Source organism: Duganella hordei (assembly GCF_040369125.1).
Taxonomy (GTDB): Bacteria; Pseudomonadota; Gammaproteobacteria; order Burkholderiales; family Burkholderiaceae_D; genus Rugamonas; species Rugamonas hordei.
This window is the reverse complement of sequence record NZ_BPWI01000022.1, coordinates 17,211-37,974: the sequence shown is the minus strand read 5'-3', so window position 1 is coordinate 37,974 and position 20,764 is coordinate 17,211. Positions and strand designations below refer to the sequence as shown.

At 65.2% G+C, this 20,764-nt stretch carries 16 protein-coding genes; 3 read left to right on the top strand and 13 right to left on the bottom strand.

The features are described 5' to 3' along the window. Positions 1–54: 54 nt before the first annotated feature. The 10 genes from ABWW33_RS29655 to ABWW33_RS29610 form a co-directional block, all read right to left on the bottom strand. Complete coding sequence (locus ABWW33_RS29655; RefSeq protein ID WP_176655346.1) at positions 55–1,251, bottom strand: acetyl-CoA C-acyltransferase; 1,197 nt, start codon at positions 1,249–1,251, stop codon at positions 55–57. 30 nt (positions 1,252–1,281) lie between these two features. Then, positions 1,282–1,731, bottom strand: a complete 450-nt coding sequence (locus tag ABWW33_RS29650; protein WP_176655345.1) for a YiiD C-terminal domain-containing protein — start codon at positions 1,729–1,731, stop codon at positions 1,282–1,284. A gap of 56 nt (positions 1,732–1,787) precedes the next feature. After that, positions 1,788–4,187 carry a 3-hydroxyacyl-CoA dehydrogenase/enoyl-CoA hydratase family protein gene (locus ABWW33_RS29645; protein ID WP_353405028.1) on the bottom strand — a complete coding sequence of 800 codons (2,400 nt, stop codon included), beginning with the start codon at positions 4,185–4,187 and terminating at the stop codon, positions 1,788–1,790. A gap of 18 nt (positions 4,188–4,205) precedes the next feature. Then, positions 4,206–5,996 (bottom strand): acyl-CoA dehydrogenase C-terminal domain-containing protein, encoded by a 1,791-nt coding sequence (locus ABWW33_RS29640; protein ID WP_353405026.1) that lies wholly within the window; start codon positions 5,994–5,996, stop codon positions 4,206–4,208. 49 nt (positions 5,997–6,045) lie between these two features. Beyond that, complete coding sequence (locus ABWW33_RS29635) at positions 6,046–6,666, bottom strand: TetR/AcrR family transcriptional regulator (protein ID WP_176655342.1); 621 nt, start codon at positions 6,664–6,666, stop codon at positions 6,046–6,048. A gap of 244 nt (positions 6,667–6,910) precedes the next feature. Beyond that, positions 6,911–8,122 carry a DUF4861 family protein gene (locus tag ABWW33_RS29630; RefSeq protein WP_353405025.1) on the bottom strand — a complete coding sequence of 404 codons (1,212 nt, stop codon included), beginning with the start codon at positions 8,120–8,122 and terminating at the stop codon, positions 6,911–6,913. A 1-nt stretch (position 8,123) separates the two neighbouring features. Then, positions 8,124–9,389, bottom strand: a complete 1,266-nt coding sequence (locus ABWW33_RS29625) for a DUF2264 domain-containing protein (protein ID WP_353405024.1) — start codon at positions 9,387–9,389, stop codon at positions 8,124–8,126. An 18-nt stretch (positions 9,390–9,407) separates the two neighbouring features. Further along, on the bottom strand, positions 9,408–10,559 hold the full coding sequence (locus ABWW33_RS29620) for a glycoside hydrolase family 88/105 protein (RefSeq protein WP_353405023.1): 1,152 nt from the start codon (positions 10,557–10,559) through the stop codon (positions 9,408–9,410). Positions 10,560–10,660: 101 nt separating this feature from the next. Next, complete coding sequence (locus ABWW33_RS29615; RefSeq protein WP_353405022.1) at positions 10,661–11,959, bottom strand: BNR repeat-containing protein; 1,299 nt, start codon at positions 11,957–11,959, stop codon at positions 10,661–10,663. Continuing rightward, the gene (locus ABWW33_RS29610) at positions 11,946–14,798 is read right to left on the bottom strand and encodes a TonB-dependent receptor (RefSeq protein WP_353405021.1); all 2,853 of its coding nucleotides are present in this window, start codon (positions 14,796–14,798) and stop codon (positions 11,946–11,948) included. Before ABWW33_RS29610 ends, ABWW33_RS29615 begins: the two co-directional genes overlap by 14 nt. A gap of 289 nt (positions 14,799–15,087) precedes the next feature. On the opposite strand from ABWW33_RS29610, the gene ABWW33_RS29605 reads away from it, so the two are divergent. Further along, the gene (locus tag ABWW33_RS29605) at positions 15,088–16,107 is read left to right on the top strand and encodes a LacI family DNA-binding transcriptional regulator (protein ID WP_353405019.1); all 1,020 of its coding nucleotides are present in this window, start codon (positions 15,088–15,090) and stop codon (positions 16,105–16,107) included. Further along, positions 16,107–17,441 (top strand): MFS transporter, encoded by a 1,335-nt coding sequence (locus tag ABWW33_RS29600; RefSeq protein WP_353405018.1) that lies wholly within the window; start codon positions 16,107–16,109, stop codon positions 17,439–17,441. The genes ABWW33_RS29605 and ABWW33_RS29600 overlap by 1 nt, the downstream gene beginning before the upstream one ends. A gap of 13 nt (positions 17,442–17,454) precedes the next feature. Here the strand turns inward: ABWW33_RS29600 and ABWW33_RS29595 are convergent, their stop codons facing one another. Next, complete coding sequence (locus tag ABWW33_RS29595) at positions 17,455–17,838, bottom strand: Hsp15 family ribosome-associated heat shock protein (protein ID WP_176655334.1); 384 nt, start codon at positions 17,836–17,838, stop codon at positions 17,455–17,457. Next, positions 17,835–18,998: a cardiolipin synthase ClsB gene (gene clsB / locus ABWW33_RS29590; protein ID WP_353405016.1), complete on the bottom strand. Its 1,164-nt coding sequence runs from the start codon at positions 18,996–18,998 to the stop codon at positions 17,835–17,837. The genes ABWW33_RS29595 and clsB overlap by 4 nt, the downstream gene beginning before the upstream one ends. 103 nt (positions 18,999–19,101) lie before the next feature. Here clsB and ABWW33_RS29585 point away from each other — a divergent pair, with 103 nt between their 5' ends. Continuing rightward, positions 19,102–19,914, top strand: a complete 813-nt coding sequence (locus ABWW33_RS29585; protein WP_176655332.1) for a substrate-binding periplasmic protein — start codon at positions 19,102–19,104, stop codon at positions 19,912–19,914. Position 19,915: 1 nt separating this feature from the next. Here the strand turns inward: ABWW33_RS29585 and ABWW33_RS29580 are convergent, their stop codons facing one another. Beyond that, positions 19,916–20,731, bottom strand: coding sequence for an endonuclease/exonuclease/phosphatase family protein (locus ABWW33_RS29580; RefSeq protein ID WP_353405015.1), 816 nt, complete (start codon positions 20,729–20,731; stop codon positions 19,916–19,918). Positions 20,732–20,764: the final 33 nt, after the last annotated feature.

The following is a 20,764-nucleotide window of genomic DNA, read 5'->3' as shown; positions in this document are numbered from 1 at the left end:
AAGGGCGCCGTGGTTGAACCGCAGCGCCCTTCTTGATGATTCCGTGTTCAGTCTTTACACACGTTCAATGATGCCCGCGGCGCCCATGCCTGCGCCTACGCACATGGTGACCATGCCGTACTTCAGGTTGTTGCGGCGCAGTGCGTGCACCACGGTCGCGGCGCGGATCGCGCCGGTCGCGCCCAGCGGGTGGCCCAGGGCGATCGCGCCGCCCATTGGATTGACCTTGGCTGGATCCAGGCCCAGGTCGCCGATGACGGCCAGCGCCTGTGCGGCGAACGCTTCGTTCAGCTCGATCCAGTCCAACTGATCCTGGGTGATGCCGGCGGCCTTGCACGCATCCGGGATCGCGAATTTAGGACCGATGCCCATGATTTCCGGCGGCACGCCCTTGACGGCGAACGACGAGAACTTGGCCAGCGGGGTCAGGTTGTGCTCGCGCAGGAACTTCTCGGACACGACCAGCAGCGCGCCGGCGCCGTCGGACATCTGCGAGCTGTTGGCGGCGGTCACGGAACCCTTGGCGGCGAACACAGGCTTCAGCTTGGACAGCGACTCCACGGTCGAGTCGGCGCGCGCGCCTTCGTCGGTGTCGACGGTGCGGGTCTTGATCTTGATTTCGCCGGTCGCCAGGTCAGGCGTGCGCGTGATGATCTCGACCGGGGTGGTCTCGTCCTTGAAGAAACCGGCCTGCTGCGCGGCGATGGCGCGGCGGTGCGATTCGACGGCGAACGCGTCCTGCGCTTCGCGCGACACTTTCCATTGGGTCGCCACTTTTTCAGCGGTCAGGCCCATGCCGTATGCCATGCCGACGTTGTCGTCGGTGAACATGTTCAGGTTCATCGATGGGTGGTGGCCCATCATCGGCACCATCGACATCGATTCGACGCCGCCGGCGATCATCGCATCGGCTTCGCCGACGCGGATGCGGTCGGCCGCCATGGCCAGCGCGGTGATGCCCGATGCGCAGTAGCGGTTGATGGTCACGCCGCCGATGGTCTTAGGCAGGCCGGCCAGCAGCACCGATTGACGGGCGATGTTGAAGCCCTGTTCCGCTTCCGGGAACGAGCAGCCGATGATGGCGTCGGTGATCAGCGCCGGGTCCAGGCCAGGCGCCTGCGCCAGTGCCGATTGCAGCACGCGCACCAGCAGGTCGTCCGGGCGGGTCTTGTTGAACATGCCGCGCGGCGCCTTGCCGATCGGGGTGCGGGTGGCGGAGACGATGTATGCGTCTTGAATTTGTTTGCTCATTTTGTGCTTTCAATAGTTTTGATCGAGGGCTTACGTGCGCTTCTCGGATAAATACCAATCCACTTGAACCTGTGCGGCCAGCGTGCCGGCGGCGTCGAAAATGTCGACTTCCACCGGGAACGCCACCTTGCCTTGCTCTTTCAGCTCGGCTTTCAGCGCGGCCAGATCGCCAGGGACGCGGCCTTCGGCGCGCGTGGCGCCCTTGGCTACTTTCTGGTACTGGATGCGCGATTCCTTGGCGACTGGGCGCAAGCCCAGGATCAGATCCGCAAAGCCGCCCGCCATGGCCGCGCCGGAGGCCGTTTCGGCCAGCGTGAACAAGGCCCCGGCGTGCTGCGTGCCCAGGTGGTTATTGAGCTTCGGGTCTTCCGGCATCGACACTTTTGAAGTGCCGCTGCCGATCTCGTCGATCCTGATCCCCAGCAAACGCACGAAGGGCAAGGTGTCCATCATCTGTTGCTTGATACGGTCATACACCATGCTTGGCCTCACGCGCAGTAGAACTTTAAAAACCAGTTTCAGGATCGACATGCCGATTAGTTGCGGACTGGCTTACCGGTCTGCATCATGCCCATGATGCGTTCCTGGGTCTTCGGATGGTTCAGCAGTTCCAGGAAGGCTTTACGCTCCATGTCCAGGAACCACTGCTCGTTCACGAACAAACCCTGGTCGATATCGCCGCCCGACACGATCTCGGCGATCATCTCGCCCAGCTTGAAGTCGTGCGCGGAGATGAAGCCGCCGTCGCGCATGTTGACCAGCTGCGCCTTGATGGTGCCGTAGCCGTAGCGGCCGGTCACCTGCACAGGGGTCTTCAGCGGCGGACGATAGCCCTTGTCGAACATCGCGCGCGCTTCGACCTTGGCCACGTGCAGCAGCTCGTACGGGTTGAACACGATGACGTCGTCTTCCTTCAGGTAACCCATCGCCTGCGCTTCCAGTGCCGACTTCGACACGTTGGCGGTGGCGGCGTTGGTGAAGCCGGTTTTCAGGAATTGCAGGATGTCGTTGCCCTTGGCTTCCTTGAACGCGCGCACTGCCGCTTCCTTCAGGCCGCCGCCAGCAGGGATCAGGCCCACGCCCACTTCCACCAGGCCGATGTACGATTCGATCGATGCCACGCGCTTCGACGCGTGCAGCGCCATTTCGCAGCCGCCGCCCAGCGCCAGGCCGGCAACAGCAGCCACCACCGGCACGTTCGAGTATTTCATCGCCATGAAGGTGTCTTGCAGTTCGCGGATGATCGGGTCGACCGCCTTGGCGCCACCCTGCATGAACGCAGGCAGTGCCGATTGCAGGTCGGCGCCGGCCGAGAACGCGCCGCCGTCGGCCGCGTCCGCGCTCCAGATCACCAGACCCTTGAAGTTTTTCTCGGCTTCGGCCAGTGCTTTGCGGAAGCCGGCGATCACGCCAGGGCTGATGACGTGCATCTTGGTTTTCAGCGAGATCACCAGGACGTCGTCGCCCGAGTGCCACAGGCGGACGTCGTCGTCTTCGTGCACGGTGGTGCCGGCGGTGCGGCCGTCGATGGCGCCCGAACCCAAGACCGGTGCGCGGAACTGCTGGCGGTCGTAGACCGACAGGGTCGAGCGCGGCACGAACGATTTCGAGACTGCCGACCACGAACCTTCGGCGGTGTGCACGCCGCCTTTCTCAGCGACCGGACCTTCGAACACCCAGGCCGGCAGCGGTGCGCTGCACAGCGCCTGGCCGGCGTCGATGTCTTCCTTGACCCACTGGGCCACTTGCGACCAGCCTGCGGCCTGCCACGTTTCGAACGGGCCGACGTTCCAGCCGAAGCCCCAGCGCATGGCGAAGTCGATGTCGCGCGCGTTGTCGGCCACGGTGTCCAGGTGGATCGCGATGTAGTGGAAAGCGTCGCGGAAGATCGCCCACAGGAACTGGCCTTGCGGGTTGGTCGATTCGCGCAGCGCCTTCATCTTCTTGACAGGATCCTTTTCCTTCAGGATGCGGGCGATGATGTCGGCGGCCTTGCCGCCGCCGGCGACGTATTCACCGGTGGCGAAGTCCAGGCGCTGGATTTCCTTGCCAACTTTTTTGTAGAAGCCGGCGCCGCTCTTCTGGCCCAGCGCGCCTTTTTCCACCAGGCCCGCCAGCACGGCTGGGGTCTTGTAGACGGCGGCGAACGGATCGTTCGGCAGGTAGTCCTGCATGGTCTTGATCACATGGCCCATGGTGTCCAGGCCGACCACGTCCGCGGTGCGGAAGGTGCCCGACTTGGCGCGGCCCAGCTTGGCGCCGGTCAGGTCGTCGACCACGTCGACGGACAGGCCGAACTTCTCGGCTTCGTGCACGATCGCCAGGATGCCGAACACGCCGACGCGGTTGGCGATGAAGTTAGGCGTATCTTTTGCGCGGACCACGCCCTTGCCCAGCGTCGTGGTCAGGAAGCCTTCCAGCTGGTCGGAAATTTCCGGCTTGGTGAACTCGGTCGGGATGATCTCGACCAGGTGCATATAGCGCGGCGGGTTGAAGAAGTGCACGCCGCAGTAGCGCGATTTCAGGTCGGCGTCGAAGCCTTCGGACAGCTTGGTGATCGACAGGCCCGAGGTGTTCGAGGCGAAGATCGCGTTGGCGCCGATGTGGGGAGCGACCTTCTTGTACAGGTCGTGCTTCCAGTCCATGCGCTCGGCGATGGCTTCGATGATCAGGTCGCACTCGGCCAGCTTGGCCAGGTCGTCCTCGTAGTTGGCCACTTCGATCAGCGCGGCGTGGTCCTTGTTGCCCAGCGGTGCAGGCGACAGTTTTTTCAGGTTCTCGATGGCGCGCAGGACGATGCCGTTCTTAGGGCCTTCCTTTGCTGGCAAATCGAACAGGACGACCGGCACTTTGGCGTTGACGCAGTGGGCGGCGATTTGCGCGCCCATCACGCCGGCGCCCAGCACGGCTACTTTTTTAACGATGAAATTGGTCATGTCGTTTCCTCTAGGTTCTTAGAACAGGTCGGCGTCGAGTGCCATCAGATTGGCGGAGCCCGAACGTGCCTGGCGAATCAGGGTTGCAGTTTCCGGCTGCAGGCGGGCGAAGTAGAAGCGCGCCGTGGCCAGTTTGGCTTTGTAGAAATTGTCGCCGCTGTCTTCCTTGGCCAGGGCGATTTTCGCCATCTGTGCGAAGAAGTAGCTGTACACCATGTGGCCGACCACGCGCAGGTAAGGTACGCATGCCGCGCCCACTTCGTCCGGATTCTGGAAGGCTTTCATGCCGATTTCCATGGTCAGCTTGGTGACCTTGTCGCCCAGGTCGCCCAGCGGGGTGACGAATTCGCTCATCGCTTCGTCGGTGCCGTTGTCTTCCACGAAAGCCTTGATCTTCTCGCCGAACTTGCGCAGTTTAGCGCCGTTGTCGCCGAGGATTTTGCGGCCCAACAAGTCCAGCGACTGGATGGTGTTGGTGCCTTCGTAGATCAGGTTGATGCGGGCGTCGCGCACGTACTGCTCCATGCCCCATTCGGAGATGTAGCCGTGGCCGCCGAACACTTGCATCGCTTCCGAGGTGGCGATCCAGGCGTTGTCGGTGATGAAGGCCTTGACGATAGGGGTCAGCAGCGCGACTTCGTCGGCCGCTTCCTTGCGCACGTCTTCGTCAGGGTGGTGCAGTTCACGGTCGATCTGCAGCGCGACATACGAGGTGAAGGCGCGCGCGCCTTCGGCGTAGGCCTTGCCGGTCAACAGCATGCGGCGCACGTCCGGGTGCACGATGATCGGATCGGCTGGCTTGTCCGGTGCCTTCACGCCCGACAGCGAACGCATCTGGATGCGGTCCTTGGCGTAGATCAGCGCGTTCTGGTAGGCGATCTCGGTCAGGCCCAGCGACTGCATGCCCACGCCCAGGCGGGCCGCGTTCATGAACACGAACATGGCGTTCAGGCCCTTGTTCGGCTGGCCGATGATCCAGCCCTTGGCGCCGTCCAGGTTCATCTGGCAGGTCGAGTTGCCGTGGATGCCCATCTTCTCTTCGATGGCGCCGCAGGTGATCGGGTTGCGTTCGCCGACCGAGCCGTCTTCCTTCGGCAGGTACTTAGGCACCAGGAACAGCGAGATGCCTTTCGAGCCTTCCGGCGCGTCCGGCACGCGGGCCAGCACCAGGTGCAGGATGTTTTCCGACATGTCGTGTTCGCCGGCCGAGATGAAGATCTTGTTGCCGGTGATCAGCCAGGAGCCGTCGGCCTGCGGCAGCGCTTTCGAGCGCAGCATGCCCAGGTCGGTGCCGCAGTGCGGCTCGGTCAGGCACATGGTGCCGGTCCATTCGCCGGACACCAGCTTCGGCAGGTAGACTTCCTTCTGGTGGTCGGTGCCGTGTTCCTTCAGGCACTCGTAGGCGCCGTGCGACAGGCCGGGGTACATGGTCCAGGCCTGGTTGGCCGAGTTCAGCATTTCATAGAACGAGTTGTTCAGCACGACCGGCAGGCCCTGGCCGCCGTATTGCGGATCGCAGGCCAGCGCGGCCCAGCCGCCGTCGACGTACTGCTTGTACGCTTCCTTGAAGCCTTTCGGAGTGGTCACGGTATGGGTCGCGGCGTCGTGCTTGCAGCCTTCGCGGTCGCCCGAGTGGTTCAGCGGGAACAGCACTTCGGCGGTGAACTTGCCGCCCTCTTCCAGCACCTGGTTGATGATGTCGGCATCGACTTCGGCGTAGTCCGGCAATGCCTTCAGCTCTTCGCCCACGTTCAGGAATTCGTGCAGAACGAATTGCATATCCCGGATTGGCGCGACGTATTGACCCATGATTTTCTCCTGATGACTACAACTATTGGTTTAGTTTGGTTTGACTTAATTAGTGCTGCGCAACCACCGCTGCCGGCGATTGCGGATTGCGATACGTTTCAATCAAGCGCTCGAAGCCTTTGCCCGCCCGCTCCAGGCTGCCCGGGATGCGCAGGAAGCGCGCATCGTGGTGCAGTGCCAGGATCAGGCCGTACATCTCGTACACCAGCTGCTGCGGGTCGGTGTCCGCCTTCAGGTCGCCGCATTCGACGGCCTGCTTCACGCAGCGCAGCAACGCGCCCTGCCAGGCGCCGACCATCGCCATCAGCTCTTCGCGGATCGGGCCCGGGCGGTCGTCATACTCGACGGCGCCGCTGATGTAGATGCAGCCGGAGGCCACTTCCACGCTGACCCGCTTGACCCAGCGCGCGAACATCGATTTGAGACGCTGGATGCCGCGCGGCTCTTTGACGCTGGGGAAGAAGACTTCCTGCTCGAAGCGGTGGTGGTACAGCTTGAGTACTTCCAACTGCAAATCCTCGCGCGATCCGAAGTGCGCAAACACGCCGGACTTGCTCATGTTCATCTTATCCGCGAGCAATCCGATGGTCAGGCCTTCCAGACCGTCCCGGCTGGCCAGATCCAGCGCCACGTCGAGGATTGCGGCGCGTGTCAGTTCACCTTTGCGCATAAATTTAGTTGAGGTATTAATAAGATTTCATCCCAAAGTAAAATTTAATCATGGAGAAAAGAGCATTTTGCTCCAGTTAAATTTACTCCGTGTGAAAAGAATTGCGAACGCTCGTACTATTATCCACCGAGGGGTAAATGTCAAACAGTACCGTTAGAGGTGGCGTTCTATTATCTTGACGCAACATGGCTGTTGCCGCCGGGGGACAACGGGCGGCAACAGCGGGGTGACGGAGGGAGGGATGTTACGGCAGGGGGCGCAGGCGGATGGACAACGGTGCCCGCAGGCGGGCGGCGTAGGCGGCGACCCGGCGCTGCCAGGCGGCGGCGTCGGGCACCTCGCCGGACCAGCTGGCGATGGCGCCCACGTAGTAGCGCAGCGGCTGGCCCGGACGCACCGGCGCCAGGATCAGCTCGTTGGCGGCGTCGGCGGCATAGGCCGGCTCGCCGGCCGGCAGCACGATGGCCACGCCGAAATCGCCGGCGCTGCGCTGGGTCACCCACTGGGTCAGCGCGCGCGCCGCCGGCAGCGGCGTGGCGGCCACCGTCGGCTGCTGGGGCGCGTAGGCGGGCGTTTTGTTGAGGCCGATGGCGGCGGTCAGCTGCGCCGGCCCGCTGAAGCTGAAAGTGCTGTCGATCTGGTCGAAATCATGCCCGGCGTCAACCGTGAAGCGCTTCACTTCCGACACGCTGGTGCCGGCCGCGTCCCAGGCGTCGTAGCGGAGCTCGAAGATGGCGCGGATCGGCCCGTTGGCGATGACCTTCCAGCTGGCGTAGTTGCGGCTGGTGTACAGCAGCTTCCCATCCCAGATGCCGGTGCCGCCGGCGCCGCGCGTGGTGCCGACGCCGTACATGTCCAGGCCCTCGCCCTCGTCCTTGTGATAATGGTCGTGGCCCTTGTTGTACCAGCGGTCGACGACGGGATAGCGTACCCGCTTGAACCAGATGTCGAGCCCGCTGGTCACCAGCACCTCCTTGCCGCTGCCCTGGGCATCCGGCGCGGCCAGCGCCTGGCCGTAGGTGCGGTGGGCGATGCGGTCGTTTTCCCAAGCGAAATCGTCCAGCCGTTCCGGCACGTAGCGGGCAAAGGCCTGCACCGGGAACGGCGGCGCCACCGCCTCGCTTTTCTCCACCGTGAAGCTGGCGCTGTGCTCGCCGGCGGCAAAGTCGTGCTGGAAGATCAGCTCGCCGTACGCGATGCCCTTGCCCTGCGGGTCCTTGGCCTCCGGCGCCACATTGGTCACCTGGTAGGGCAGGCTGCGGCCGGCCGCGTCGCGGACCGTCAGGTGTTGCAGCAATGCGCCCGGCAGGGCCTGATTGACGTCCTTCCACGGCACCGCAATGGTTTCGGCCGGCCGCGCCGCGTCGAGCTCGTGGCTGGCCGTGACCACCAGCCGTTCCGCCGCGCCGGCGGAAGCGCCGGCCAAGGCCAGCAGCAGTGCGTAGCGTGTGCGCATGTCAGTATTTCACCGGATAGTCCTTGGGGAACTGGCGGCCCGAGTAGGCCAGCTTCTGGGTCCAGTCCTGCGCCGGCGCGGTCCAGTAGGGATCGTTTTCCGGCAAGCCCAGCGACAGGAAGCCTTCGGACGCGATGTACATGCTGCCGTTGTTGGAATACCAGTCGCCCAGCTCGGGATGGTGGCCGACGAAGCCGATGGTGAGGAAGCCGTCGCGCGTGAAGTTGCTGGGCGCCGACCACACGGCCTGGTGCGCAGCGTGCAGCGCCGCCCTCACCTGCCCGGCCGGCAGGCTGGCCGGCAGCTGCTTGCGCCAGGCCAGCAGGCCCAGCGGCTGGAACACGGCGGTGCGGTAGGTCAGCGAGCGGCCGATCGGCGGATAGGTGCCGGTCGGCGAGATGAAGCGCTCCAGGTGCTCGCTGTAGCGCTGGGTGCGCTTGAGCGCCTGCGCCAGCAGTTCTTCCGAATTGCCGCCCCAGAAAGGCGTCCTGGCCCGCGCCAGCACTTCCAGGATCTCCACCAGCATCGGATAGATCACGTACGAGTTGTAGTAATCGAAGTGGAAGGCGTCGCCGTCCTTGATCCAGCCGTCGCCGGCATACCACTCGTTGATCTTGCGGACCGCCAGGCTGATGCGCATCTGGTCGTACTGCTCGCCGATCGACATCAGCCAGGCCTCGTTCATCGCGGCGAACAAGATCCAGTTGGTGTAAGGCGGATCGACCCGGCGCAAGCTCTTGATCTCGGTAATGATGCGCTGTTTGGTGGCGCTGTCCAGCGGCTCCCACAGCGCCTTGGGTGCCCGCATCAGGGCATTGGTGAAATACGCCGAGTCGACCAGCGCCTGCTCCGGCCCCTTCCACAGCAGATAGTCCGGGTTCTTTGGATCGACGCTGTTGGCATAGCTTTGCAGCGCCAGCTGCTGAAGGCGCTTGCGGGTCTTGCCCTCGGCCGTGCCGTCTTCCGGCAGCGCCAGCCACGGCGCGGCGCCGGCGATCAGGCGGCCGAAGCATTCGAGGTAGGTCACGCCTTGGTCGCGGCCGTCCCAGGTCGGGCTGAGTTCGACCGGGAAATTCTTCTTCAGCTTGCCTTGGGCCATGTTCGACAGCACCGGCTCGGCCATCTTTTGCAGCAGGCCGGTCATGTAGGCGCGCTCGCCGCCGGCGGCCAGCGGCGCGCTGTCGGCGGCGCTGGCGCCGGCGGAGGCCATCAGGCCGGTGGCGGCGGATCCGGCAAGCACCGCCTGCATGAAGTTGCGACGTTCCATAGTGTCTCCGATGTTGATTTATTTTTGATCGAGCAAGCGTACCAGTTCCGCCGACGCCAGCAGGAAAGCGCCGACGCCGAAATCGGCGGTGGAATCCTGGTCCACCACCTGGCCCGGGATCGCGCGGTCGCCGATGGGCTGGACATAGCCGACGCGGCCGTCCGGCTGCAAGGCCACCTTGCTCAGGTAATGCCAGCTCTTGCGCACCACCGGCAGGAATTCGTCGCGCGCCAGCACACCGTGATTGATGCCCCACAGGTAGCCGTAGGTGAAGAAGGCGGTGCCGCTGGTCTCCGGCCCCGGCGCGTGCAGCGGATCGAGCAGGCTGCGGGTCCAGTAGCCTTCGGGCTGCTGGGCGCGTTTCAGCGCCTGCGCCATGCCCCGGAAGCGGGCCACGTATTGCGCGCGGTGCGGATCGTCGGCCGGCAGCTCGTCCAGCACCCGCGCCAGCGCGGCAAACACCCAGCCGTCGCCGCGCGACCAGAAATCCTTCTTGCCGTTGACGCTGGCGTGCGCGGGATAGACATACTTGGCGTCGCGGTAGTACAGCTGCTCGGCCGGGTCGTACATGATGCTGTTGGCGTACTCGAAATACTGGTGCAGCTTGTCCAGGTAGCGGCGGTCGCCGGTGATGCCGTACAGCTTGGTCATCACCGGCATCACCATGTACAGGCCGTCGGACCACCACCAGTAATCGTTGCGCGGCGTGCTCATCTCGTATTCCATCACCTCGCGGGCGCGGGCGATCTTGCGCGGATCCGGCGCCAGCTTGTACAGGTCGGCGTAGGTCTGGAAGCAGATCTGCCAGTCGCCGAACAGCACGTGCTCGTCGGTCTCGCCATAGGTGTGCTGCCAGCGCTCCCTGTCCGTCGAGCGCGCGCCCATCCACTGGTTGTGCGCGGCCCAGGCTTCGGAATAGCGCAGGTACGCCTGGTTGTGCGTGACCTGGTAGGCCGCCATATTTCCCGTGTGGTAGGCCGCCACGTGCCAGAACGACCACTGCTGCGCCGGCGTGGTGCGCTGCCAGTGGCCGTTGACCTGGTCGATGATGGCGACCACCTCCGCCCGGCTGCCGCCGATGGCCGCGCCGTCCCCTGCCCGGGTGGCGCAGCCGCCCAGCGTAAAGGCCAGCAGCAGCAAAAATCCTTGCGCGTATTTTTTGAAATTCATGGGACCGTTTGAAAAAAGGGCCGAAGGCGGGGCGGCCTTCGGCATAAACACCCGGGACCCGTCAAGCGGTCCCGGCCTGGAGTGCACTGCCAACAAAAACACTAGGGCTTCCACTGCCACACTTGCACCGGCGCCGACACGCCGGCGGACGTGCCCTCGCCGTCCAGCTGCCGCACGTCCTGCACGAACAGGTGCAGCTCGCCGCGGCGCCGCCACAATTCGGTGTCGAACGACGGCTCCCACGCGCCCACCGGCGCCTCGCCCAGGTCGCGCACGATCCAGCGCGGCCGGCGCAGATCGGCGATGCTGGCCACCGAGACCTTGTTGCCGCGCTCGGCATCGCGGAACACCAGCAGGGCCGCGTGGCCATCCACCATGACCTGCGGCCGCGCAATCGGAATCGCCTTGGTGCCCAGGCCGGCAAGCGAAAACGGCGTGCGGCGGAAATCCAGGTCCAGCTGGCGCCAGGCGCCGCCGTCGCGATACAGCAGGTGGTACTGCGGCACCGCCGAGCCGGACGCGCGCCAGTAGCTGGCGATCACCGGCTCGCCGTCGGCACCGGCCGCCATCGAGGTCTGGTTGATCAGCTCGCTGTTCTGCGGAATGCGCGCCGCGTACTCGGCGCTGTCCGCCGTGATCGGCAGCGTGTAGCGCTCGCCGCCGCTGCGTTCCCACGTCAGGCCGCCGTCGCGCGAGCGCGCGTAGGCCATGTCGTGGTTGCTGGCCACGTCCGGCGATTCGCGCCACACCCACGACAGGTGGATGGTGCCGGCGCGGTCGACAAACGCCTGCCAGTAGGCGCTGCGCCGCCCTTCCCCGCCGATCAGGTTGCTGTGCAGCCGGGTCCAGCTGGCGCTGGCCACGTCGTAACGGTTCATCACCAGGTTGCCGTGGCCGGAACCGCCGTCACGGTAGAGGAACAGCAGGCCGCCGTCCGGGCAGCGGAAGAACTCGGGATAGCTGACCGAGGCCTCGTCCCGGCCCAGCATCGCTGTTTCCGGCGTCAACTCCAGCGCGCCGGGGCGGATGCCGCGCGCATAGCGCAGGCGCTGGTTGTGCGCGTCCCACGCCAGGTGCAGATAGCCCGCGCCGTCCACCATGATGCTGATGCTGTTGTGCGCGTCCGCCGCGTTGCCGCGATAGGGCGTGCGCCGCAGCGTCCAGCGTGCCGTGCCCAGCTTGCGCTTGCCCAGCACCACCATCGCATCCTTGTCGTAGAAGGCGATGTACTGCGTGTCGCCGTCCGATACCAGCGAGTTCTTGCGGAACACCACGGCGTTGACCGAGTTGTTGGCCCAGCCCGGCGCGACGTCGACCACGCGCGCGGGGCCGGCCGCGCCGGCCGCCTGCGACGCGATGGCCAGGCAGGCCAACAACATCAGGCGCTTAGAACTTGCCACGCAGTCCAACCTTGATGGTGCGGCCGTCGTACTTGGCATAGTCCATGCGCGTCTTCTTGCCGCTGCCATACTTGCCGCTGACGTCCTCGAAGTAGTCGTAGGCCAGCGTATTGGACAGGTTCAAGGCATCGATGCGCAGTTCCAGCTGCTCGCTGATCTTGTAGCTGGCGTTGGCGTCCAGGTAGCCGCGGCCGGCGTGCCAGCGGATCAGGTCGTCGCCGGTGTTGCGCGGGCTGTCCGGATGCAGCGAGCGGTCCTTGTAGTTGTAGGACATGCGCAGCGCCAGCGGGCCGTTCTCGTAGTAGACCGTGGTGCTGTAGGCAAACTTGGGCACGGAATTGACATTCATGTCCTTGCCCGCGTTGCTGATCCACGGCACGCTGTTGAACGGATTGATGTGGGTGTAGCTGGCCAGCGCGCCCAGGCCCTTGAACGGTTCCGGCAGGAAGGTGAATGCCTGCTGGTAGGCCAGCTCGAAGCCCTTCAAGGTCTGCTCGCCGGCATTGGTGTAGCTGCGCAAGGTCATCGGCAGGTTCGGATCGACGTGGCCGCTGGCGTCGTAGAAGATCGCCCCCAGCGCCGTGTCCGGCAGGCCCAGCTTGCCGAAGGTGGTGTTGGTGGTGTTGGCCACGGTGGCGTCGGTCAGCTCCTTCTTGAACACGGCGCCCGACAGCAGGCTGCCCGGGGCGAAATACCATTCCAGGCTGGTGTCCAGGTTCTTCGACTGCTGCGGCTTCAGGCCGGGATTGCCGGAGGTGGCCGAGTTATCGAAGGGATTCGGTATCGTGGTCTGCGCGGCGATGATGGCCAGCGACGCGCGGCTGACCGTCTTGCCCCACGACGCGCGCCACATCAGGGCATCGGTCAGGTCGAAGGCGCCGCTGAGCGCCGGCAGCACATTGCTGTAGGTGCCCTTTTCGTGATTCGGCGCATAGACCAGGCTGGCGCCCTGCTGCTTGAAGTTGTCGATCTCGGTCTCGGTGCGCGAGTAGCGCACGCCGGCGTTCAGGCGCAGCTCGTGGCCGCCCACCTCGCCCTTGAAGTCGGACTGGACGAAGCCGGTGGTGACTTTTTCCGCCGCCGTGAAGCTTTGCGCCGGCGTGAACGCCGACGCCGGATTGAAGGCCAGCGGATCGAAGGTCGAGTAGGTCGAGGCGCGCGTGAACGTGCCGAACGCGTGCGGCCAGCCCGGGCCCATGTCGAGGTTGTCGATCGGCAGCGTGGTGGTCATGATGCCGCGCATGCCGGTGTTGCCCAGCGAATTCAGCTTGGCCGTCGCCTGGGTGGTGCCGTTGCGCTTGTTGATGCCCTTGGTGGTTTCCACGTACACGGTGCCGGCCTTCAGGTGGCCGGTCCAGTCGCCGGGCAGCTGGTAGTCCCAGTCGGCGACCAGGCGGCCTTGCTTGCCGTGGTCGGTTTCCTTGGTCCAGGTGGTGCCGATGCCGAAGCCCTGGTAGTTGTTCACGTCGGTATAGCTGGTGGTGGAGGAGACCGATGGATAGACATGGTCGGGCCCGTAGTCGATGGTCGAGTCGACGCCGAAGATCTGGCCCGACAAGGTGTCCTGGTAGCTGAGCGCGGTGCTGTTGTTGCCGCTGACCTGGCCGGTCAACACCAGTTCCTTGGTGGCGGCCCAGCGGCCGTTCAACGACATGTAGCCGAACTTGGTTTCGTCTTCGCTGTAGGTCACGCCGCTGCTGTACGAGGTGTTGCCGAAGGTACCGGTCAACAGATTGGACGCCGGATCGATGTGCACGTTCAGCGGCACGAAACCGCTGTGACCGGTCTGGCCGGCAGGCGCGGCGCGGTTGGTGGTCTTGCTGTTGCGCACCAGGATGCCCATGTACATTTCATCGCGGGTGTTCTTCAGTTGCGATCCCAGCACGTCCAGGCTGAGGTTGACGTCACCGTTCTTGTACTGCAGCGAGGACACCAGGCCGTCGCGGGTGCGGTCGTTGGCCGAACCGTAGAAGCGGTAGATGCGCGGCAGCAGCGCGTTGTCGATCTGGTCGCGGGTGTAGCCGCCCAGGTTGGCGCGCGGATCGTCATAATCCAGCTGCACGGCGAAGGTGCCCTTGACCGGGCTCTGGCTGCCGCGCGCCGAGCTGTTATAGCCGCCGGTCGCCTCGAAGCCGGAGCGGTTGTTGACGCTGGCCGAGTGCGAGCCACCCACCAGGAAACCCCAGTTGCCCCAGGTGTTGGAGAACAGCGCGAAGCCCATCGGGTCGGCGTGCTTGGACATGGTGTTGTACTGCTCGGAAATCGCGTAGCGGATGGTGCGCTTGGGATTGTCGAACGGGCGCGGGGTTTGCAGGTCGACCACGCCGCCGATGCCGCCTTCGCTCAGCTCGGCCAGCGGCGACTTGTAGAAGTCGACGCGGCCAAACAGTTCCGACGCGAACACGTCGTAGTTGAAGCCGCGCGCGGCGCTGCCGATGGTGCTGGTCGAGGTGGTGTTGACCGGCGCGCCGTTGAGCGTGGTCACCGAGTATTCGGTCGGCAGGCCGCGGATCGAAATGCGCTGGCCCTCGCCCGAGCTGTCGTCGCGGTTGAGGATGATGCCGGGCACCCGCTGCAGCGATTCGGCGATGTTCGCCTCGGGGAATTTGCCGATGTCCTCGGCCACGATGGAGTCGCGCACGCCGATGGCCTGCTGTTTCAGGTTCAAGGCTTTTTGCAGGCTGGAGCGGAAGCCGGTGACCACCACCGTGGTCGGCTCGGCGGCGCCGTCGGCCGGCGCTGGCGCGGCCGGCGGCGGCGTCTCCTGCGCGGCGGCGTTCGCCCCGTAGGCGGCAGCCAGAGCCAGCGGCAGCAGAGTGGCGAGTAGTTTCTTACGCATTATTTCCCCCGTTGTTGTATGCAACAATCTAAAAGTTCACTGTGTAGTTTTTTTCACGCCACGCCGGTGTCTCCTGAAAAGCGTGCCGCGCTGCTGCTGCCTGATTTTTTGGCATATCGCATGTGGTCACGTTACCACCCATTGAACTCATCGTACAACTTAATTTTTCAGCACTGCCCGTGAAATGCACGTATCTATTTGATTTTTATCAGAAATAAATTTGATGGAAGAGCAATTAAGGATGTGGTATCGTGACCACATCCTGATCTCCAGCAACTCATTCGCACACATGGCAAAATCGAGCAAACTCAGTGAAGTGGCGAAAATCGCCGGGGTCTCGCCCATCACCGCCTCGCGCGCGATCCGCGGCACCGGCTACGTGTCCGAGGCGGCGCGCACGCGCGTGATGGCGGCGGCGGCGCAGCTGAACTACACGCCCGACATGCTGGCGCGCCGCATGCGCGGCGATAAAAGCAAGCTGATCGGCGTGTTCGTCAACAACTATGGCTCGCTGGTGCTGCATGAAATCACCAAGGCCATCAGCGACGAGGCGCGGCGCCAGGGCTACGACATCCTGCTGTTCAACGCCGAGCGCTTCGACCTGCCCAGCCGCACGGAAACCTGCGCCATGCTGAGCCAGCTGTGCGCCGGCCTGGTGCTGCTGTTGCCCAACGCGGCCGACGGCTACCTGGCGGTGGTCGAGCGCCAGAGCCTGCCCTGCGTATTTGTCGGCTTCGACGCGCGTCCGGTCAACCTGCCGGTGGTGGTGGTGGAAAACCGCGCCGGCGCCCGCACGGCGGTCGAGCACCTGCTGTCGCTGGGCCACCGCCGCATCGCCTTCATCGGCGGCACGGCCGGCACCGGCCAGGGCGCCGAGCGCCTCAAGGGCTACCACGACGCGCTGCGGGCGGCCGGCGTGACGGCCGACCCGGCGCTGGCGGTGGACGGCAATTTCTCGCAGACGGGCGGCTATGCCGCGGCCGAAAAACTGCTGTCGCTGGACACCCCGCCCACCGCCATCTTCGCCGCCAACGATGAAACCGGCTTCGGCGCCATCGACGCCATCCACAGCCGGGGCTTGAAGGTGCCGGACGATATCTCGGTGATCGGCTTCGACGACATCTCGACCTCCAGCTTTGTCCATCCGCCGCTGACCACGATGCGCCAGCCCAACGCCGACATGGCGGCGCGCGCCGTCAACGAATTGCTGGCGCAGATACAGGGCGGCGAGAAGCAGGCCCAGCGCATCGGTTTCCCGATGAACCTGGTGCTGCGCAGTTCCACCGGGCCGCTGCGCCGGCCGGACTGATGGACAGCGACGGCGCCATGGCCGGCCCCCGCCCCGTCGGCCAGCGCGCTGCCTGGGGCCTGGCCTCGGCCGGCCTGCTGGCGGTGCTGTTCTGGCTGCTGGTGGGCGACCTGGCGATCTCGATCCGCGAACGGGCCGCGCTGCCCAGCGGGCTGGAACTGCTGCGCCGCAACGGCGCCTCCGACACCACCACCTCGCTGCTGATGTCGACCGTGCCGGCGCTGCTGAGCGTGCTGCTGGTGCCCCTGCTCGGCTACCACTCGGACCGCCTGCGCAGCCGCTGGGGCCGGCGCCGGCCCTTCCTGCTGGCGGTGGCGCCGGTGGGCTGCGCCGCCATGCTGGGCCTGGCCTGCTCGCCGGCGCTGGGCGCGCTGGCCGACGCCGCGCTGGGCGCGTTGTCGCCGGGACGCCGCCTGTGCAACCTGGCCGCCTTCAGCCTGTTCTGGACCATCTTCGAATGCGCCGGCATCAGCGCCGCGTCGCTGTTCACCGGCCTGGTCAACGACGTCGTGCCGCAGGGACTGCTGGGGCGCTTTTACGCCGCCTTCCGCATCGTCGGGCTCAGCGTCGGCATCGCCTTCAACACCTGGGTGTTCGCGCTGACCGACCACTACCTGAGCGAGATCCTGCTGGCCATCGGCGTCGTGTTCGGCCTGGCGCTGCTGCTGGTGTGCCTGATGGTCAAGGAGCCGGCCTGCGGCGCGCAGGACGACGGCCGGCGCGCCGGCGGCTGGCGCGCGCTGGCCGTGCCGCGCGCGCACGTGCTGGCCTGCTTCGCCCACCGCCCCTTCCTGTGGGCGGTGGCGGCCTTCATGCTGGCCAGCGTCACCTTCAATCCCTTCAATACGTTTTACCAGTACTACGCCCACCTGTCCGGCATCCCGAAGGCGACGCTGGGCACGCTGACGGCCTACGGCTATGCCGTCTCCATCGCGTCCGCGTTCGGCATCGGCTGGCTGGTCGACCATTACGGCGCGCTGCGCGTGTCCAGCCTGATCATGGGGGTGTACTGCGCGGCGGCCGCGATCGGCTACCTGAGCCTGGGCAACCCGGCCTGCTTCCCGTGGTTTTACCTGGCCCATGTGGTAGTGTCCGGCGCCTGGTTCACGGCGGCGGCATCGATGCCGATGGCGCTGTTCCCCAGGGCTCAGTTCGTGCAATACAATTCGACCAAGGATTTGATGGTTGTGCTGGGCAATATCCTGGTCAGCGGCGTGCAGGGGCCCGTGCTCGACCTGTCCGGCCACGACTATCGGCTGACGCTGCTCAGCGGCGCCCTGTTCGCGCTGCTGTGCGTGCTGTGCCTGGCCCGCCTGCAGGCGCGGCCGGCCTAGGCGTTACCGTCCACTAGTCGTAATCGCCGGCCTTGCCCAGCTGGCGCCGGTCGCGCTTGGTGGGACGGCCCTTGAAGTCCGCGCTCGGTTCGCGGAACATGCGGCGGTTCTCGGCCACGGCGGCGCGCCGGGCGACACTCAGGTCGGTCTCTTCGTACAGATTGCGCGCGATCGGCGCGGCGGCGCGCACGTCCGACAGGTTCATCACGTCGACCTCCCAGCGATCCGAGCCGTTGTCGATGTCCAGCTGGTCGCCGACGCGCACCGCGCGCGCCGGCTTGACCTTGTCGCCGCCCAGCCTGACCTTGCCGCTGTCGACGGCCTCGGTGGCCAGCGAACGGGTTTTAAAGAAGCGCGCGGCCCACAACCACTTGTCCAGTCTGACACTATCGCTCAAGCGTACTTCCCCACGGCAAAGACGCGCATCAGCATCTTGTAGCAGAAAAAGGCTATCTCGTAGCCGATGCGGCGGAAGCGGCCGACGTGTTCGAAATCGGCGTAATGGATTTCCACGCCGTCGGCGATCGCCGCCTCGATATGCCGGCGCAGGCTTTGCGCAAAGGCGGCGTCCTTGATCACGACATTCGCTTCCTGGTTCAAAAACAGGCTCAAGCCGTCCACATTGCTCGAGCCCACGGTGGCCCAGTCGTCGTCGATGACGGCAACCTTCGCATGCAACTGGGTCTTGTGATATTCCACCACTTTGACGCCGGCCGCAAGCAGCTTCGGATAGAAGGAATGCGCGACCGCATCCTGCAGCCAGATTTCGCCGACGCCGATCAGCAGCGTGACCTCGACGCCGCGCTCGGCGGCGGCGGCCAGCGCGTGGCGGAAGCGCGCGCCCGGCGCGAAATACGGATTGGCCAGCAGCACGCTCTTGCGCGCCCGGCCCAGCGCCTGCAGATAGGCGCGCTGTATGGTCCGGCGGTTGCGCAGGTTGTCGCGCACCACGAAGCCGGCCTGGACCATGTTCTGCGTGGCGCGCTTGTTGACCTTGCGCATGTCGCGGTACAGGCCGATCCGCTTCATGATGCCCAGCTTGCCCAGCCGGCGCCATTGCGTCTGCGCCTCCAGCTGGATCGCCCCCACCAGCGGGCCGCGCACCTGCACCGCGAAATCCCAGCGTGGCGCCGACAGGCTGATCGCGTGGTTGTAGTCGCAGTACATGTCGTCGTTGATGTTGATGCCGCCGACGAAGGCGATCTCGCGGTCGACCACGCAGATCTTGCGGTGGGTGCGCGTGACGCCGCGCCTGAACCAGGGATTGAACACGCGGTGCTCGACGCCCGCCGCCACCAGCTTCTCGTGCATGCTGTTGACCTGGCGGCGGCCGGTGCCCCACCAGTCGGTAATCATGCGCACCTGCACGCCGCGCTGGGCGGCGCCGGTCAGCGCGGCCTGCACCGCGAGTCCGGTGGCGTCGCCGGCAAAGATATAGGTCTCGAAATATACCTCGTAGCGGGCGGCGTCGATGGCGGCTATCAGCGCGGGAAAGAAGTCGGTGCCCGTGTGCAGGAGCGTGACTTCGTTATCGGCAAGGAAATTGACTGTGCGCATAACTGGATTCTAACCCCGGGCGACGAGATCAGGCGCTCCCGTGGAAACAAGTCTATAATAAATTGCAACCCTATTGTGAGGGCTAACGCTCGGAGCGCTATGCATGGGAGCACGATTGCTGACCCGTAGTCTGTCGATGATGCTGCTGGCGTCCTGGCTGCAGGCCGCGGCGGCCGAGCCTCCGGCGGCTTGCGCCAAGGTGGTGGTGTCCGCCGATCCCGACTATCCCCCGCTGCACTGGTACGACGGCAAGGAGTTGCGCGGCCCCAGCGTCGAGCTGGCCGCGCGCGTCCTGGCCGATCTGCAAATCCCCTACGAAGTGCGCTATGTCGGCCCATGGAAACGCGTGCTGGCCAATGCCGCGGTCGGCAAGGTCGACCTGGTGGCGACCCTGAAGATCCAGCCCGAACGCGAACGCTACCTGGACTTCGTGCGCACGCCGGCGTTTCCCAATCCGGTGGCGGTGTTCGTGCAGCGCCAGCGCGCCTTCATCTTCAACAACTGGCAGGACCTGGCCAGCCACAAGGGCGGCATCGCGCTGGGCAATACCTTCGGCCAGGCGTTCTCGGAGTTTGCCGCCAGCCATTTGCAGCTGGAGGAATCGGGCACCGCCGACACCAATTTCCGCAAGCTGGCCCTGGGCCGCATCGACTATTTCATCAGCGGCCTGTTCACCGGCGAAGCATGGCTGGCGCGCCATCGCCAGGGCGAGCAGTTCATGGCGATGCGGCCCTTCCTGGCCGAGGACAAGAATTACTACGCCTTCGCCAAAACCAGCCCCTGCGTCAAGTATCTCGACGCGTTTGAAGCACGGCTCAAGGAGCTGGTGGCCAACAAGACCAACATCGCCATGCTCAACGTCAGCCTGCAGACCCTGGACGTCAAGCTCGACAGCGCAACGCTGAGCCGCAAATAGCTCAGGCCAGCGTCAGGTTGGCGACGATGGGGGCGTGATCGGACAGCTTGGCCCACAGGCTGCCGTGCATCACCTCCGCCGCGTCGACCTTGAAGCCGCGCACGTAGATGCGGTCCAGGCGGAAGAACGGCAAGGCCGCCGGGAAGGTGCGGGCCGGGTTGACGCTGGATTTGCGGCGCAGCGTGCGCACGATCTCGTCCAGCGTGGAGTTGGAGCCGATCTGGTCGAAGGCCTCGACCACGCCCAGCGCGTTGCGCAGTTCGCCGCCCAGGGTGTTGCGCCAGTCGTTGAAATCGCCGGCGATGATGACCGGCTCGCCGTTCGGCGCCGAGTCGCGCACGGCCGAGATCAGCGCCTGGGTCTGGCGCCGGCGGCCGGCCTCGAACAGGCCGAGGTGGACCACAAAGCAGTGCACGGCGCCGTGCGGCGTATTCAGCGCGCAGTGCAGGATGCCGCGCTGTTCGTAGGCGTGGTCGGACACATCGTGGTTGGCCTGGTTGGCGATCGGATAGGCGCTCAGCAGAGCGTTGCCGTGATGGCCGTGGTCGTAGATCGCGTTCATGCCGTAGGCGCTATGCGCATGGCGCGACTCGCCGGCAAAATACTCGTGCTGCGCCGCAGCGGGCCAATGCTTGTGGCCCAGATGTTCGGCCCCGTATTTGGCGGCTTTCAAGTCGTGCTTGCCCTGCACCTCTTGCAAAAAAACCACATCGGCATCGAACAGGCCGATGGCTTGCTTCAGCGCCAGCACCCGAGGCTCGGAGCGGATTGCTGACACGCCCTTGTGGATATTGTAGGTGGCTACGCGAATTTTCATGGGGCTATTCTAACCCCGAGTCCGCAATCAGCT